At 55.8% G+C, this 16,630-nt stretch carries 15 protein-coding genes, 1 tRNA gene and 1 pseudogene; 12 read left to right on the top strand and 5 right to left on the bottom strand.

The window, feature by feature from the left end:
* Nucleotides 1–32: 32 nt before the first annotated feature.
* The 5 genes from BLV81_RS11215 (at nt 33) to clsB (ending at nt 5,288) form a co-directional block, all read left to right on the top strand.
* Complete coding sequence (locus BLV81_RS11215) at nt 33–689, top strand: DUF502 domain-containing protein (protein ID WP_092355800.1); 657 nt, start codon at nt 33–35, stop codon at nt 687–689.
* A gap of 94 nt (nt 690–783) precedes the next feature.
* Nucleotides 784–2,586 carry an aspartate--tRNA ligase gene (gene aspS, locus BLV81_RS11210; protein ID WP_092355797.1) on the top strand — a complete coding sequence of 601 codons (1,803 nt, stop codon included), beginning with the start codon at nt 784–786 and terminating at the stop codon, nt 2,584–2,586.
* 158 nt (nt 2,587–2,744) lie between these two features.
* Nucleotides 2,745–3,209 (top strand): dihydroneopterin triphosphate diphosphatase, encoded by a 465-nt coding sequence (nudB, locus tag BLV81_RS11205; protein ID WP_092355794.1) that lies wholly within the window; start codon nt 2,745–2,747, stop codon nt 3,207–3,209.
* Nucleotides 3,210–3,230: 21 nt separating this feature from the next.
* On the top strand, nt 3,231–4,037 hold the full coding sequence (locus BLV81_RS11200; protein ID WP_092355791.1) for an endonuclease/exonuclease/phosphatase family protein: 807 nt from the start codon (nt 3,231–3,233) through the stop codon (nt 4,035–4,037).
* A gap of 84 nt (nt 4,038–4,121) precedes the next feature.
* Nucleotides 4,122–5,288, top strand: a complete 1,167-nt coding sequence (gene clsB, locus BLV81_RS11195) for a cardiolipin synthase ClsB (RefSeq protein ID WP_092355789.1) — start codon at nt 4,122–4,124, stop codon at nt 5,286–5,288.
* Between the two features lie 57 nt (nt 5,289–5,345).
* Here the strand turns inward: clsB and BLV81_RS11190 are convergent, their stop codons facing one another.
* From BLV81_RS11190 to mscL, 3 genes are all read right to left on the bottom strand, one after another.
* A complete protein-coding gene (locus tag BLV81_RS11190) occupies nt 5,346–6,077 on the bottom strand; it encodes an anti-sigma factor (RefSeq protein WP_092355787.1) in 732 nt (243 codons plus the stop codon).
* Nucleotides 6,077–6,661, bottom strand: coding sequence for a sigma-70 family RNA polymerase sigma factor (locus BLV81_RS11185; RefSeq protein WP_092356337.1), 585 nt, complete (start codon nt 6,659–6,661; stop codon nt 6,077–6,079). Before BLV81_RS11185 ends, BLV81_RS11190 begins: the two co-directional genes overlap by 1 nt.
* Nucleotides 6,662–6,861: 200 nt before the next feature.
* Nucleotides 6,862–7,272: a large conductance mechanosensitive channel protein MscL gene (mscL, locus tag BLV81_RS11180; RefSeq protein WP_092355784.1), complete on the bottom strand. Its 411-nt coding sequence runs from the start codon at nt 7,270–7,272 to the stop codon at nt 6,862–6,864.
* Between the two features lie 292 nt (nt 7,273–7,564).
* On the opposite strand from mscL, the gene petA reads away from it, so the two are divergent.
* The 6 genes from petA to BLV81_RS11150 all read left to right on the top strand — a co-directional run bounded on the left by petA (nt 7,565) and on the right by BLV81_RS11150 (nt 11,839).
* Nucleotides 7,565–8,185 (top strand): ubiquinol-cytochrome c reductase iron-sulfur subunit, encoded by a 621-nt coding sequence (petA, locus tag BLV81_RS11175; protein ID WP_092355781.1) that lies wholly within the window; start codon nt 7,565–7,567, stop codon nt 8,183–8,185.
* Nucleotides 8,185–9,651 (top strand): cytochrome b, encoded by a 1,467-nt coding sequence (locus BLV81_RS11170; RefSeq protein ID WP_176992827.1) that lies wholly within the window; start codon nt 8,185–8,187, stop codon nt 9,649–9,651. Before petA ends, BLV81_RS11170 begins: the two co-directional genes overlap by 1 nt.
* A 30-nt stretch (nt 9,652–9,681) precedes the next feature.
* Nucleotides 9,682–10,449 carry a cytochrome c1 gene (locus tag BLV81_RS11165; protein WP_092355775.1) on the top strand — a complete coding sequence of 256 codons (768 nt, stop codon included), beginning with the start codon at nt 9,682–9,684 and terminating at the stop codon, nt 10,447–10,449.
* Nucleotides 10,450–10,533: 84 nt separating this feature from the next.
* Nucleotides 10,534–11,145, top strand: coding sequence for a glutathione S-transferase N-terminal domain-containing protein (locus tag BLV81_RS11160; RefSeq protein WP_092355772.1), 612 nt, complete (start codon nt 10,534–10,536; stop codon nt 11,143–11,145).
* 83 nt (nt 11,146–11,228) lie between these two features.
* The gene (locus BLV81_RS11155) at nt 11,229–11,738 is read left to right on the top strand and encodes a ClpXP protease specificity-enhancing factor (RefSeq protein WP_092355770.1); all 510 of its coding nucleotides are present in this window, start codon (nt 11,229–11,231) and stop codon (nt 11,736–11,738) included.
* Between the two features lie 25 nt (nt 11,739–11,763).
* Nucleotides 11,764–11,839, top strand: a tRNA-Thr gene (locus BLV81_RS11150).
* A gap of 240 nt (nt 11,840–12,079) precedes the next feature.
* Here BLV81_RS11150 and BLV81_RS11145 read toward each other — a convergent pair.
* The gene (locus BLV81_RS11145) at nt 12,080–12,850 is read right to left on the bottom strand and encodes a helix-turn-helix transcriptional regulator (protein WP_092355767.1); all 771 of its coding nucleotides are present in this window, start codon (nt 12,848–12,850) and stop codon (nt 12,080–12,082) included.
* A gap of 745 nt (nt 12,851–13,595) precedes the next feature.
* A complete protein-coding gene (locus tag BLV81_RS11140; protein ID WP_092355764.1) occupies nt 13,596–15,584 on the bottom strand; it encodes a protease pro-enzyme activation domain-containing protein in 1,989 nt (662 codons plus the stop codon).
* Between the two features lie 780 nt (nt 15,585–16,364).
* Between BLV81_RS11140 and BLV81_RS11135 the strand changes: the two are divergent.
* Nucleotides 16,365–16,630: pseudogene (locus BLV81_RS11135) on the top strand (IS3 family transposase); the annotation flags it as partial.

The raw sequence follows: 16,630 nt of genomic DNA, 5'->3' as shown, positions 1-16,630 counted from the left end.
TACATGGTACGTGTTGTCCCACAAAGAAAGCCATGCGTAAATATTTCATCACCGGTCTGCTGGTTTTAGTCCCCCTGGCTATCACGCTATGGGTGCTGAATCTGATCATTGGCACGATGGATCAGTCGCTGCTGCTGCTGCCGGAGCAATGGCGGCCGAAAGCGCTGCTGGGGCATGATATTCCCGGGCTCGGCACGATCCTGACCTTGCTGGTGATTTTCCTGACCGGCCTGGCGACGCGCAATTTCATCGGCCGCCAGATTGTGTCGATGTGGGAAGCGGTGCTGACGCGCATTCCGGTGGTCAGCTCGATCTATTCCAGCGTCAAGCAAGTGTCGGATACCTTGTTTTCATCGTCCGGCAATGCCTTCCGCAAAGCCTTGCTGGTGCAATACCCGCGCGAGGGATCGTGGACGATTGCTTTCCTGACCGGAATTCCTGGCGGCGATGTAAAAAACCATCTGGCCGGCGATTATGTCAGCGTGTATGTGCCGACTACGCCGAACCCGACTTCCGGATTCTTCCTGATGCTGCCGCGCGCAGACACCATCGAACTCGACATGAGCGTCGATGAGGCCTTGAAGTACATTGTTTCAATGGGGGTGGTCGCGCCCGAGCAACAGCCCGACAGGAAGCTGGTCGTCGACTCGCTGCCTGGCGTTGGCCCGGCAGCCGGCAATCAGCTCTGACCATTGCCGCCACCGGCCACGTGAATGTCCCCGCTTCTAAGCCACACTTATACTTAATTAATATCTACAACATCTGAACTGCGAAAAACTGAATATGTCCATGCGAACCCAATACTGCGGCCTCACCACTGAGGTACTTCTCGGCCAAACCGTCAGCCTGTGCGGCTGGGTGCATCGTCGCCGCGATCACGGCGGCGTCATTTTCATCGACCTGCGCGACCGCGAAGGCCTGGTGCAAGTGGTGTGCGATCCGGACCGCGCCGAAGTATTCAAGAACGCGGAAGCAGTGCGCAACGAGTTCTGCCTGCGTATCACCGGCGTGGTGCGCTTGCGCCCTGACGGCACCGGCAACAGCAACCTGAAATCCGGCAAGATCGAAGTGCTGGCGCACGAACTGGAAGTGCTGAACCCGTCGGTCACGCCGCCGTTCCAGCTGGACGACGAAAACCTGTCCGAAACCACTCGCCTGACCCACCGCGTGCTGGACCTGCGCCGTCCGCAAATGCAAAACAACCTGCGCCTGCGTTACAAGGTGACGATGGAAGTGCGCAAGTTCCTCGATGCCAACGGCTTCATCGATATCGAAACACCGATGCTGACCAAGTCGACCCCGGAAGGCGCCCGCGATTACCTGGTGCCTTCGCGCGTCAACGCCGGCCAGTTCTTTGCGCTGCCGCAGTCGCCGCAACTGTTCAAGCAGTTGCTGATGGTGGCCAACTTCGACCGTTACTACCAGATCGTCAAATGTTTCCGCGACGAAGATCTGCGCGCTGACCGCCAGCCTGAATTCACCCAGATTGACTGTGAAACTTCCTTCATGTCGGAACAGGAAATCCGCGACATGTTCGAAGGCATGATACGCCTGGTGTTCAAGAACGCGCTGGATATCGACCTGCCTAACCCGTTCCCGGTGATGGATTTCGCTACCGCGATGGCGCTGTACGGTTCGGACAAGCCGGACATGCGCGTCAAGCTCGCCTTCACCGATCTGACCGCAGTGATGAAAGATGTCGATTTCAAGGTGTTCGCCGGTGCGGCCAATATGGAAAACGGCCGCGTGGTCGGCCTGCGCGTGCCAGGCGGCGCCGCCATGCCGCGTTCCGAGATCGATGCCTACACCCAGTTCGTGGCGATCTACGGCGCCAAGGGCCTGGCTTACATCAAGGTCAACGAAAAAGCCAAGGGCCGCGACGGTTTGCAATCGCCTATCGTCAAGAACCTGCATGATGCAGCGCTGGCGCAGATCCTCGAGCAAACAGGTGCGGAAGACGGCGACCTGATTTTCTTCGGCGCCGACAAGGCCAAGGTAGTCAACGACGCCATCGGCGCGCTGCGCGTGAAGATCGGTCATAGCGAATTCGGCAAGAAAGCCGGCCTGTTCGACGATACCTGGCGTCCATTGTGGGTGGTCGATTTCCCGATGTTCGAATACGATGAAGACGGCGATCGCTGGAACGCCTTGCACCATCCGTTCACTTCGCCGAAAGACGGCCACGAAGACTTCATCGAAACCGATCCGGGCAAGGCCATCGCCAAGGCCTACGACATGGTCTTGAACGGCTGGGAACTGGGCGGCGGTTCGATCCGTATCCACCGTGCCGACGTGCAGAGCAAGGTGTTCCGCGCCTTGAAGATCGATGCCGAAGAAGCGCAACTCAAGTTCGGTTTCCTGCTCGACGCTTTGCAATACGGCGCGCCACCGCATGGCGGCCTGGCGTTCGGCCTGGATCGTATCGTCACCATGATGTGCGGCGCCGAATCGATTCGCGACGTCATCGCCTTCCCGAAAACCCAGCGCGCGCAATGTCTGTTGACGCATGCGCCATCGGCTGTGGATGAAAAGCAATTGAAGGAATTGCATATCCGTTTGCGCATGCCGGAAGCGAAAGTGGTTTGATTTTCAGGTAAAGAAGCAGGAAGATGCAGCAAGAAAAAAGCGCGGATTTCCGCGCTTTTTTATGTCCGGGCAAAACCGGTTTATAGTGGTGCTTTCTGAAATAGAGTAGCGTGGGTAAAAGAACTTGCTCACCTGACAAGCAATAGCAAAAGAAGCGCATGCATAAAATTCCCGAATCGGTTTTGGTTGTCATTTATACAGAAGATCTTCAGGTCCTGTTGATGGAACGGGCCGATAAGCTGGATTACTGGCAATCGGTAACCGGCTCCAAGGATTTTCCGGAGGAAGCTCTGGACGTGACGGCAGTGCGTGAAGTGCAGGAAGAAACCGGCATCGTGGTGGCCGCCGAACCGGGCGCAGTGCCAGTGTCGAATCTGCACGACTGGGGTGTTGCCAACGTATATGAGATTTATCCGGTCTGGCGCCATCGCTATGCGCCTGGAGTGACAAAAAACACTGAGCATGTGTTTGGTCTGCTGGTGCCGAACGGTATTCCGGTTACCCTCGCGCCGCGCGAACATTTGCAGTATAAGTGGCTGCCGTATCGCGCGGCGGCGGACGCGTGTTTTTCACCGTCGAACGCCGAAGCGATCCTGCAACTGCCGCGCCAGATCAGCAAATAACTTGTATCACCGAAGAGTTCCATGAAACTGCGCATCGCAACCTACAACATCCACAAAGGCGTGTCTTCTCTGGGCAGCCGGCCGCGCGTGCACGCATTGAAACAGGCGCTGGCGCAGATGGAGGCCGATGTGTTTTTCCTGCAGGAGGTGCAGGGCCGGCACGATCTGATGGCGGCCCGCCATGCAGCGCACTGGCCGGATCAGGCCCAGCATGATTTCCTCGCCGGCGATTCGCATCACGCCGCCTACGGCATGAACGCCGTGTACGATCACGGCCATCATGGCAATGCCTTGTTGAGCCGTTTTGAAATCGGTTCGCAAAGCAACCAGGATGTGTCGGATCATGCTTATGAAGCACGCGGCATTTTGCATTGCGTACTGAAAACCGAAACCCAGGATATCCACTGCTATGTGGTGCATCTGGGTTTGTTCGGCGGCGGCAGGCGTCGTCAGACTGCCGCCTTGATCGAGGCGGTGCGCAGCTCGTCGCCGCCGGGGGCGCCGCTGATTATCGCCGGCGATTTCAACGACTGGGGCAATCGCCTGAGTGAGTTGTTGCGAGCACGGCTCGATGTCGCCGAAATATTCGATGAGCAGATTGCCGTCACGAGCGTGATACAAGGTGTCGGCTCCTATCTGCAGCAACTGATAGGGCACACGCCAAAACTGAAGCCGGCGCGTACTTTTCCGGCGGCCTTTCCCTGGCTGCGTCTGGACCGGATTTATTTGCGTGGCTTTACGGTAGAATCAGCTGAAGTCCTGCATGGCGCGGAATGGGCAAAATTGTCGGATCATGCGCCTATCGTGGCGACGCTCAAGCTGCGATAATTGTGGCATCGCCAGCTTCAACCATGACCTCGGAAAGACCGGCCGGATGTCGTCACTCCCTTTGTTCCTCCTTCTTTCTATTGCATGCGCGCGGTAATCTTTAGCGCAGATAACCACATCACGCTGTTGCACAACGGCGCTGCCTTTTTTCCGGCGCTGATTGCCGCCATCGATGCCGCCCGCATCGAAATCTACCTCGAAACCTATATCTTCGCCGCCGATGAGACCGCGCTGCTGGTGCAGCAAGCGCTAACACGCGCGGCACGGCGCGGTGTTGCGGTGAGAGTGATTACCGATTGGCTGGGCACCGGCCGCCAGCGTTCCATGTCGCTGCATCAGGAATTCCTGGCAAGCGGCGTAATGTATCGCGCCTTCAATCCCTGGTTTCGGCGCGGCGTGGCCAGGATGCATCGCAAGCTATGCGTGGTGGACCGGCGGATCAGTTTTATCGGCGGCTTGAATATCATCGACGACATGGTTTCCGACGATGACCAGCGCGTGCCCTTGCCGGCGCCGCGCTGGGATTTTGCGGTGAGTATCCGCGGCCCGCTGGTGAAAGTGATTCACGTCGAACTGGAGGCGCAATGGATGCGTCTGGGCGAGATGAAACTGCTGGCGCGCCTCAGGCAATTCAAACGCACCCGCGCCATCACCGGCGGCGCAGCGCATGGGCCGGCGGCGGCAGGGCTGGTGCTGCGCGATAATCTGCGCAATCGCCGCACCATTCAACGTGCCTATTTATACGCGCTGGGGCATGCCCGGCATAGCGCCTTGCTGACCAGTCCGTATTTTGCCCCGGGCCGGAAATTGCGGCGCGCGCTGGAAGAAGCCGCGCGGCGCGGCGTCGATGTCACCTTGCTGCTGGGCGTTGGCCAATTTCGCCTGCAGGATGCAGTCAGCCAATCCTATTATCCAAAGCTGCTGAAGGCCGGCGTCAAGATTGTCGAGTACCGCAAAACCGCCTTGCATGCAAAAGTGGCGGTAGTCGATGACAACTGGGCCACCGTCGGCTCCAGCAATTTTGATGGCCTGAGCCTGCTGGTGAACCAGGAGGCAAACGTGGTGATCAGGGACGCCGATTTTTCGCGCGCGCTACGGCAACAAATCGAAAGCGGGATCGCCGACGGCACACCGATGGCGGCCAGTGCATTCGACCATCAGTCCTGGCGCGCACGCGCCTGGCACGGCACGGCTTTTTTCCTGTATCGCTTCCTGATGCGGATTATCACCATCGGCAATGGCGAGCGATAAAAGAAGATAGAGGATGATGGGCGACACCCCCCCCATCATCCTCCATCCAGACTGCCGCTATATCTGAACCCAGGGGCCCTTGAACACGATAGGGCCGGTAGGCCCGCCAGGATTGGGCGAGCCGCCTTTCGGCTCCAGCGTCACCGCCAGCAACGGTATCGTTTGCGGCGTAGCGTTGGCCGGCAGCGCCAGGGTGACGCTGCCATCTGCCGCCAGCAAGCCTAGCGAACGTGGCGGCCCGTCTTTCGGTACTGCCCACAATTCCAGGCTCTTGTCGGCCGCAATCGTCTGCGGCGCCACCAGCTTGATCACCAGCCGGCCGCCTGGCGCATCGCCGGTAACCACGGCAATCGGCTGCGCCTGATCGTTGCTCAGCATGGCGATGTAGGAGGCAGTGGGGGCAGCCGGCGCTGCCGGTACCGACAGTTCTTGCCTGGACAGCAGCAGCGAGGTCAATATGATGGCGGCGGTAGTCGAGACCAGGCCCAGCCCGCGCCAGAAGCTCAGGTCTTCGCGCAATTCAAACCAGATTGCGCGCTTGCGCTGCGGTTTGCCATGCAAGCCGAGCTGTGCTTCGATGGACGGCCATACCGCAGCTGAAGGTTTTGCGGCTGGCGCCAGTTGCGCCATCGGATGCAGGCGATCCTGCCATTCGGCGACAGCCTGGCGCAGCTCGGGGTGACGGCGCAGCAAGCTTTCAAAGCGACGGCGCGCACCGCCGCGTAGTGTGCCGAGTACATATTCAGCCGCCAGCTTATCCGCCAGAACGGGGTTACGCTCGATATCCATCAGGCGCTCCCGAGCTTGCCGAGGCAAATTTTCAGGCGCTCCAGCCCGCGCCGGATCCAGCTCTTCACGGTGCCGATCGGCAGTTGCATCTGCGCCGCGACTTCGCTATGCGAGAGATCGTGATAAAACGACAGGGCAATGACCTGCCGATGCATGGCCTCCAGGCGGGCCATGCATGCCGCCAGCGCCCTTGCATCGTCGCTTAGTTGCAGCGCTGCCAACGGCGTCGGGCCGGCGCTTTCCATTGCGTTCATGACTTCCTTGTCAAATGTGTCTGCATCGATCTCGACGGTGCTGTCCGTGCGCCGTAAAAAATCGAATGCCTTGTTGCGTACGATGGCGGTCATCCAGGTCATCGGCGCGGCCAGGCTGGCCTGGTAGCTGTCGGCGTTGTTCCAGATGTTGACGAAGCTCTCCTGCAGGACTTCTTCCGCCCACTCTCGCTTAACCAGTATACGCAGCGCGAAGCCGAACAGTTTCGGCGAGGTCGCGTCGTAGAGCGCGCGGAAGGCGGCAGCATCCTTGCGCGCGGCCGCAGCAAGCCAGATTTTCAGTGGTTCCGGTTGCAAGTCTGTAGAGGGCAATTCGGTTTCCTTTTTAGGCGCCTTCGATACCGTCGACGAATAGGGATGTGTTGTTGCCGAGCCAAGTTGGTGATTCCACAGATTAGCGCATGGTCGCTGCGGCTGCAACAGCCTGGTATCGTCTGCAGCGGCGTTGCTCAAATAAAAAGCCCGCTATGACGAGCGGGCTTTCGGGCGGGGGAGGGAGCGGCAGGCCGATGCTATTTCTTCAGCGAGTCGCGAATTTCGCGCAGCAGCACTGTGTTTTCCGGATCGGCAGCCGGCGCCGGCGGAACTGCGCCGCGCAATTTGTTGATGATGCGGACCATCTGGAAAATCACGAAAGCCAGGATGACAAAATTCAGCGCGATCGTGATGAAATTACCGTATGCCAGCACGGCGCCGGCTTTTTTCGCTTCCGCCAGCGTCAGTTCTGCGCTTTGGCCGTTCAAGGGGAAGTAGTGATTGGCAAAATCAAGGCCGCCAAAAATCTTGCCGACAACCGGCATGATGATGTCCTGCACCAAAGAGTCGACAATTTTGCCGAACGCGCCGCCGATGATCACACCGACCGCCAAGTCCATCACATTGCCTTTGAGTGCAAAGGTCTTGAATTCTCCCATCATGCTCATAGCGCTAACTCTCCAAATCAATGTTGATAGTCGGGAAGATACTGCGATCACGTGCCGATTAAAAGGATAAATTTGTCAAATCTTGTTATTTTTCATCTTTGCTGAAACTTGCTGCGGTGCAAGAACGAGTTTCTTAACGGAATTGTGCCGGATTTAGCAGCAATTTCAACGAAATTGGTTGATTTTGTGCATCGCTGCATGTATTTCCTTTAAAACAGGCTTTAGCTTCGATATAATCTTGGGTTGCTAGAAGTTCCGTGCAAGTTTCGTATTTTGACTGATTGGGGTTGGTATGAGTATCGAAAAGCAGGTCGATTCCGGTCGACGTGGTTTGCTCGTGGCTACGTGTGCGGCGGGTGGCGTGGCTGGTTTAGCCACGGCGGGGGCCTTTGTGTCTACCTTCCAGCCGTCCGAGCGCGCAAAAGCCGCAGGAGCACCAGTAGAAGTGGATATCTCCGGCATCAAGCCTGGCGAAATGCAAGTATTCGAATGGCGCGGTAAGCCAGTCTGGATCATGAGGCGCACCCCGGAACAAATGAAGAGGCTGGAACATACCGCCTCTGAAGTTGCCGACCCCGAGTCACTCAAGCCCTACACCATGGACTTGCCTGACTACTGCAAGAACAAGTCGAACAATCGCGGCCACGTCGGCCATGAAGAAACCCTGGTGTTGGTCGGCATTTGCCCGCATCTGGGTTGTTCGCCATCGTCAAAATTCACCCCGGGCGCGCAGGCTTCATTGCCGGACGACTGGCAAGGCGGTTTCCTCTGCCCTTGCCACGGTTCGACATTCGACCTGGCTGGCCGTGTTTTCAAAAACAAGCCGGCGCCAAACAATCTCGACGTGCCACGCTATATGTACCTGTCCGATACCAAGATCGTCATTGGTAAAGACGAGAAAGGTGAGGCTTAATCATGGCATTCCACGAAAAACAGCTGCCGGCCGATGCTCCTATCGCCGACAAGGCCTTGAACTGGGTTGATGCGCGTTTTCCGCTGACATCCACCTGGAAAGCCCACCTGTCCGAATACTACGCACCGAAGAATTTCAACTTCTGGTACGCCTTCGGTTCGCTGGCGCTGTTGGTGCTGGTGATCCAGATCGTCACCGGGATTTTCCTGGTCATGCATTACAAGCCTGATGCCGCCTTGGCGTTTGCCTCGGTCGAATACATCATGCGCGATGTGCCATGGGGCTGGCTGGTGCGCTACTTGCACTCGACCGGCGCTTCGGCCTTCTTCATCGTGGTCTACCTGCACATGGTGCGCGGCCTGTTGTACGGCTCGTACCGCAAACCGCGCGAACTGGTATGGCTGTTCGGCGTCGGCATTTTCCTGTGCCTGATGGGCGAAGCGTTCATGGGCTATCTGCTGCCATGGGGCCAGATGTCGTATTGGGGCGCGCAGGTCATTGTGAACCTGTTCGGTGCGATTCCTTTCATCGGCCCTGACCTGTCGCTGTGGATCCGCGGCGACTACGTGGTGTCGGATGCTACGCTGAACCGCTTCTTCTCGTTCCACGTGATCGCGATTCCGCTGGTCCTGATCGGCCTGGTGGTTGCCCACATCATCGCTTTGCATGAAGTGGGTTCCAACAATCCCGACGGCGTTGAAATCAAGGAAAAACTGGATGCCAAGGGCGTGCCGCTGGATGGCGTGCCTTTCCATCCTTACTACTCGGTGCATGATGTAATGGCGGTTGCGATCTTCCTGATCGTCTTCAGCGCCGTGGTGTTCTTCGGCCCCGAAATGGGCGGCTACTTCCTCGAGTACAACAACTTCGTCCCGGCCGATTCGCTGAAGACGCCACCGCACATCGCACCGGTCTGGTATTTCACGCCTTACTATTCGATCTTGCGCGCGATCACTTCAGACTTCATGGTTTGGCTAATTGCCGGGGTACTGGCTTATGCTGGTTTGATTTACTTTAAAACCAACTTGAGTCGTATCGTTAAACTGGCGGTTATAGGCATTGCATCGGTCATCGCATTTGTCATGGGTATTTGCCCTGTGCTTGCCGGATTGCTCCATATTAATGTGCCTTTGCCAGCTTTCTTCAATGGTCTTGATGCCAAGTTCTTTGGCGTCGTGTTGATGGGAGCGTCGGTGATTATCCTGGCCGGCCTGCCTTGGCTGGATCACTCCAAGGTCAAGTCGATCCGCTATCGTCCGAGCTGGCACAAATATATCTACATCCTGTTTGCGATTACCTTCGTGGTGCTCGGCTACCTAGGCGTGCAGCCGCCATCGGCAATCGGCGGCTACGTGTCGAAGGTCTGCACCTTTATCTACTTCGGCTTCTTCCTGTTGATGCCATGGTGGAGCGCCGCAGGTACATTCAAGCCGGTGCCGGACCGCGTTGTTTATCATCCGCACTAAGCACCCGCACTAAGCCAGAGGATAAGAGACATGACATTGCTAAAAAGATTGATGGCGACACTGGTGCTGCTTCCTGCGCTTGCTTTTGCCAGTGAAGAGGGCGGCTACCCGCTGGATACCGCGCCGGAGCAGGGCAACAACCTGTCGGCGCTGCAAAACGGCGCCAAGCTGTTTGTGAACTACTGCCTGAACTGCCATTCCGCTTCGTCCATGCGTTACAACCGTTTGCGCGATATCGGCCTGACTGAAGACCAGATCAAGAACAACCTGTTGTTCACCACCGATAAAGTGGGTGGCCTGATGACTATCGCCATGTCGCCGAAAGACGGCAAGGAATGGTTCGGCGCAACGCCTCCGGACCTGTCCGTGATTGCCCGCGCCAAGGCATCCGGCGCCGGCAGCGGCCCGGACTGGCTGTACACCTATCTGCGTACTTTCTACAAAGACGACAGCCGTCCAAGCGGCTGGAATAACATGGTCTTCCCCAACGTCGGCATGCCGCACGTATTGTGGGAACTTGAAGGAATTCGTACTGCCAAATACGAAGACGTGAAAGATCCGCACGAAGAGGGCAAGACCGAACACAAGTTTGTCGGTTTCGAGCAAGTCAAGCCGGGCAAGATGAACAAGGTCGAATACGATGTTGCCGTTGCCGACCTGGTGTCCTATCTTGCATGGATGGGCGAGCCTGCTCAGAATACCCGCAAGCGCCTCGGCGTCTGGGTTCTACTGTTCCTCGGCATGTTCTTCGTTCTGGCATGGCGTCTCAACGCGTCATACTGGAAAGACGTCAAGTAGTTTTCATACCCGCGATTTTGCGGGTATGCGTTTTGGGGTGAGCCGTATCGGGTCTCACCCTTTTGTTTCTAAGGAACTATAAAAATGATGGTTCTCTATTCGGGTACAACCTGCCCATTTTCACAACGCTGCCGTCTCGTTCTGTTCGAGAAGGGCATGGACTTTGAAATTCGCGATGTCGACTTGTTCAACAAGCCGGAAGACATCTCGACCATGAATCCTTATGGTCAAGTGCCGATCCTGGTCGAGCGCGACCTGATTCTGTACGAATCCAATATCATCAACGAATACATCGACGAACGTTTCCCGCATCCGCAACTGATGCCGGCCGATCCGTTGATGCGCGCCCGTGCGCGGCTGATGCTGTTCAACTTTGAGAAAGAATTGTTCATCCATGTGCACACGCTGGAGAACGAGAAGGCCAAAGCGGCAGAAAAGAGCCACGAAAAGGCTCGCTCGGAAATCCGCGATCGCCTGACCACGCTGGCGCCTTTGTTCCTCAAGAACAAATACATGCTGGGCGACGAGTTCTCGATGCTGGACGTAGCCATCGCGCCATTGCTGTGGCGCCTGGATCACTACGGTATCGAACTGTCGAAGACGGCTGCGCCGCTGATGAAATATGCTGAGCGTATATTCTCGCGCCCGGCCTACATCGAAGCGCTGACGCCGTCCGAAAAGGTTATGCGTCGTTAAGATCGTGTAGATAGCCGCTGCGCTCCCGCCTTGGCTTAGGCGGGAGCGCCGGCCCATGCTTAAATTTTGTACCGTTGCTTCCCATGTCAGAAACTTCTACCAAACCGTATTTGTTGCGCGCCATTTATGAGTGGTGCACCGACAATGGCTACACCCCGTATCTGGCGGCCAGGGTTGATGCGCACACGCGGGTGCCGATGCAATTCGTCAAGAATGGCGAAATCGTATTGAACGTCAGTTTCGAAGCCACCAGCGGTTTGAAAATGGACAACGATTTCGTTAATTTCAATGCACGTTTTGGCGGTGTGTCGCGCGAAATTTCAGTTCCGGTAGAAAACGTCATCGCGATTTATGCGCGTGAAAACGGCCAGGGCATGGCATTCGAAGCATCGGCCCCGGCGGCTGAATCGGATATCGAAGTAAGCGCCGAGCAAGAGTCGGACACCGAGCAAACCGCCACGATTACGCCGATTCTGACCTCAGTGCCATCGTCAACCGCCGATGCAAAACAGGGTTCGTCTGATACGGATCCGGAAAAAGATCCGGAACCACCAAAAAAAGGTGGAAGACCTACCCTAACTCGAATTAAATAGGTATAATTGCGGACTTCGCAGTTTAGCTGGCTTAGCTCATCTGGTAGAGCACCTGACTTGTAATCAGGGGGTGGCGGGTTCAAGTCCTGCAGCCAGCACCAATATCTAAAAGGCCCTCAGCAATGAGGGCCTTTTTCTTTTGCTCCGCAATTCTCTACCCGCATTGGATTTTTTCCAGGCGCCACGTCGATAAATTACTGTTTTCCCGCCCGCCAGCAATCCGCGATCGGATAATTGCAGGCATGTCATTGTTGATTTATATTCAAATTGACCAAGCTTCGGACCGGACCCCTGGTCCAGCCGCAAGGGTTCAGCTCAGTCACGCAGGAAAAATCGAGGGCTTAGTGAGCCGGTTTGATGATTTCCATCATGATTGCTTTGCTGATGGCATGGCGGGTGCTGTAGACGCCAAGTTTCATCACGACATTTCTCAAATGGAAATACACGGTGCGTTGCGAAATCCCCAAGATCACTCCGATTTCGAAGCTGGTTTTGCCCTCTGCACTCCAGCGCAGGCATTCAAGTTCGCGTAGCGATAGCAGAGGCGGCTGATTGGGGATGGTTTTGCACCACAGCAGTTCAGCGGCCTCCTGCAGATGGACTCCGAGTAGCAGTGCATTGGCTTGAGCGTTAATGTCCAGTGCCATCGGTCTTGTGACATTGTAGTAAAAGTCAAGGCGACTCACCGCATTTTTTCTATGAGTGGCCAGACTCATCCCATGTGTGATACCCATCGATTTCAACAGCGGGTAGATTTGTCCGCCGTCTAGAACGCACAATTGCTCAACCTGCCAGTTTAAGGGGAGGCTGGAGCGTGATAGATGCTGCTGGATCGGATCTGTTTTTCCATGCGGAGGATTACTGAACAACTGCAGCCAGGAATTTGGCAAGCTGCTGAACTTCTGCGTCGACGGCTTGCCGTTGGCGCAGAAGATGTCCATCTTCAGACAAAAATCACACATCCCGAGTTTCATCAGAACGCGCTGCATAGTTTCACGTAGCTTTTCCCAGTTTGGCGCATGCAATATCTCCAGCAGATCTGGAGCGGATAGTCTGGGAGCGGCTTCGCTTAGTAAAGCTTCGGCGTTTGATCCGGTTTTATTATCTGACATTAGATGTTCGCGAAAAATGAATTCGAAATTTCAAGCCATAGCCATGGAAAGTTTTTTCGTTGCAAGTTGCCCCGCATGGCGAGGTTCACAAAATTCAAATGCGTTTACCAGTAGCACGTAGGAGATGCGCGATATTTTCAGATTTCATGGTGATCGCCTTCTATTTTTGAAGTCATCGAAACGAAGCGGTGTTTGCGGATATTGCCGCTCTGAATTATTATTTATTCCGGCAATCAAGACAATCCAGAGAATTAGAACAACACTTGTGCCGTAGCGGAACAAATGAAATCGTAAGCACCACGCCATTGCCTACCGTCCGCTACAGTGATGACTAAGAATGCCTGGGGCATGTAGGCGGTCCATATAAGAAGAACCGAGCAAGTCGAGAGGCTTCGAGGAGCCTCTCCCCCGAGGCGGCGCCGCTGAAAATGAGATTCAGCATGTCGAGCTGCAGTCGATGGTCGCTCCGTTTATCCTGGATAGTGGTGATCACCGCTGCGAAGCGTCGACCAAGTAATGGTCGAGATCGCTTACTTCAATTTATTTTTGCGGCAATCGCGCGCCACGATCAGGCGCATGAGGAGTCGGCAAGTAATGACAATGGCGAGATGGATGTTGGGTAGGGCGAGATAGCAGGGAAGAGAACTCCATCTTCTGACGGAGGAAACGGCGCTGCCGTTTCCTCGTCCCGGCTGAATTTCGCAGCCGTTCAATCTTTACGTCTCAACTAGGCGAAGCACCCGGCTCAATCATTCGCTACCAGTGTTACGCCGCTAAATGTGGCGTAAGAATTAAGCAGCAGATAATACGTCCCTGCTTTCGGATAGCTGATTGTGATGTTCTCGGAAGTTGTCCAGCCATCGGATACATACTGATATGAACTTGTGGTCGGGGCCGAACCCAGGCTCACGTAGATATCGCAGTCGCCGCTACCGCCGGAAGTCTTGAAGTTGAGGCTGCTACGGCCGGCAGGAACGACGATGGTGTAGAGCTTGCTGGAACCCGCAGGAAGCGCCAGGCCGGTTACCGGAACCCCGTTTGTCAGTACATTGCCTGGTGGCGGCGGAGGCGTGCCGGAACCGATGACTGCCGCAAAATTCGCGACATTTAGACTGCCGTAGCCGCTGGCATAATCCCATCCAGCCTTGGCGCTATAGCCTTGGCTACCCGAGGTGACGTCGTGGAACATGGTGGGATTGGCCGCTGCCTTTTGGTACATTGCGGCTGCCGGGAAAGCCAGGCCATTGTTGTTTTGCGATTGGACGCGAGCCCAGAAGCCAGTGAACAACGGCGCGGCCAGGCTGGTTCCGCCAATCTGGTTATTGACGCCGTTGATCAGGACCAATGCGCCGCTGGCCGGATCGGCATCCAGAGAGATATCCGGGACGCCGCGTTTTGTCGATGAGCCGAGAACGCCGGCATTGACTTGCCAGCTAGGTGCGGCCTCAGTCAGGCTAGGACCGCCGCCGGCGCCACCGCTTGCGCTTTGCTGGCAGGTCTGCCAATCCGTACAGGCCCACACGGTTTCCGAAGACCAGGCATTGTTCGCGCCAGTGCTGACCCGAGTACCGCCTAAAGCCATCACGTACGGCGAGACTGCCGGAAAACTTTGAGCAGTCGAACTGGTGCCGCACTCATAGGCGCCGGAGTCGCCCGATGACACCGAGAACATTTGCCCTTGCGCGACCGCGGTCTGGAAAATCTGGTCATTGCTGGCCATGATGCCGGACGCTTGGGCATCGTTTTCGCATTCACCCAGAGAGACATTGATCGACTTGGCCTGGTTGTCCGTCACCGCCTGGTTGTAGGTGGAGGTCAGGTCGGCATCGCTCAAGGTGTTCGCTACGTACAGGATCATCTGCTTGATGGTCCCGCCCGCTGCAGCCAGTGAACTTTGGGTGTCCATGTTCCACTCGCCGAGACCGGCAGTATCGGTGCTGGCGCTGCCGACCACGACGGTGGAGACATTGGTCTGCGGATAACCGGCATTGGCTGTGAAGGTATTCAAATCCGCAACGGTTTGCGTCACGTCGCCCTGGGTGATGATGCCGATGGTCGCATTGGTCGCGCTAGGCAGGCTGCTGGCGTTGTAGATGGTCGGAAAATCGGTAGGATTGTGACCGCTCACCGCCTGCGTCACGGCATTCGGTTTAGCTTCCAGTTGCTTCAACATGGTGTGATGCAGATGCACCGTTTGCAGACCATGCACCGCCAGCACAATACCGCCTAAGGACTGCGGAACAGCAGCGTCGCTGATGTTGGCGTAGGCATTACGGCCATTCACGCTATAGGTGTGCAGTTCGGTGTTGAATGCGGATTTTACCGAACCTGCCGAGCCGTTGGCGCTGATCAGCAAGTTGTTAGCGGAAACGGTAATGTTGGTAAAGCCGTTTTTTGTCAGATGAGCGACGACAGCTTGCACCTGTTCTTTGGTAGGGGCATACAGGCGCATGAAGTCGGCGCTGGACAGCGTCCTGTTTGAATGCCCTGACATGAGATTTGCCGTGAACCGGTCCAGTTCAGGCTTGTTGCGCAGCTTCAGCGCTACCACCACGTGGGTCAGAGCGCCGGCCTGCATTGCCGCGACATGCGTCACGGCGGTTCGCGCCGTGCTTGCTACAGCGGTTGCCTTGGTCGCGGTTGGCGCCCAAGTCTCCGCTTGCGCGGTTGTGGCGAAAGCAGCAAGCGTCAAGCCTGCGAGCGCCAGCATTTTAAAATTGGATCTGAATGTCATTACTTTACTCCGGTTTTTAAGGGATAAAGTGATCCCGTCGACGGTGGTCAACTGGATCTGCTCAGTGAATGCATTCCTCTGAAATGTAAGGCTCTCAAAGGAAGTCGCAATTTCACGCAACGCCGAACCTCTTGACGGTGCGAAGAAATGCCATATTGCCTGTCACGCACAACCGGCGGACATCACACAAACACCCGGCAGCCACTATCAAGCCGTCTGACTTATTGAACAAATCAGCGAACAGAAAGACTCAATGCGCGCTGCTTTAGAGCGCATAAATTCGTGCTACAAGCTCCACGCTGCATAAATGACGGCGTGTGACGCCTGTCAATCAGGTGCCAGCGATAAATTAGTTGCCTGTGCGCAACCAAAATTACTCGGGTTGGCATATTGTGAATAGCTGCAATAATTGCTAGTTGACAATTGACCTTCAACAGGCTGTTGAAAATTACGCGTGCCGGAAATTGCCGTGATCGACAAGTCGGACCATGACGCAGTCAATTTCGGGCCGTGCTCTTTGAGTAAATGCAGTTCCGCAATTTAATATGGCCCTGCGTCAGCATCATGTTTGCAGAGCGTTGAATTTATTGAATTGCGGAACTTAAAATTTGGCAGGTAGTTGAAAAGAATGATTTGCTCGCTGGACTTGTAATCAGGGAAGGCTAAGTCCTGCAGCCGGCACCAATATCTAAAAGGCCCACAGTCATGTGGGCCTTTTTCATTTATTTGACCCGTCCTGAAATAAGTTGACACTTTTCCGATGAAGAAAGGAAGTGTCAGATGGAGCAAGGGACTAAGCGTAGTCAACGGGATTACAGCCTGGCTTTTAAATTGAGCGTTGTCGAGCAAGTAGAAAAAGGCGAGATAACGTACAAAGAAGCGCAAAAGCGGTATGGAATCCAGGGTCGGTCGACAGTTTTGGTATGGTGTCGCAAACACGGCTTACAGGACTGGACGAGTCCGAGGGGCCGAACTAAGCGGAGAATGACCATGACAAATGAACCGGCCAAGCCGTTAACCCCTGAGCAACGAATCAAAGAGCTAGA

Origin of the sequence: Collimonas sp. OK242, from assembly GCF_900107095.1 — a bacterium.
Classification (GTDB): Bacteria; Pseudomonadota; Gammaproteobacteria; order Burkholderiales; family Burkholderiaceae_D; genus Collimonas.
This window is presented reverse-complemented; position numbering and strand designations above follow the sequence as displayed.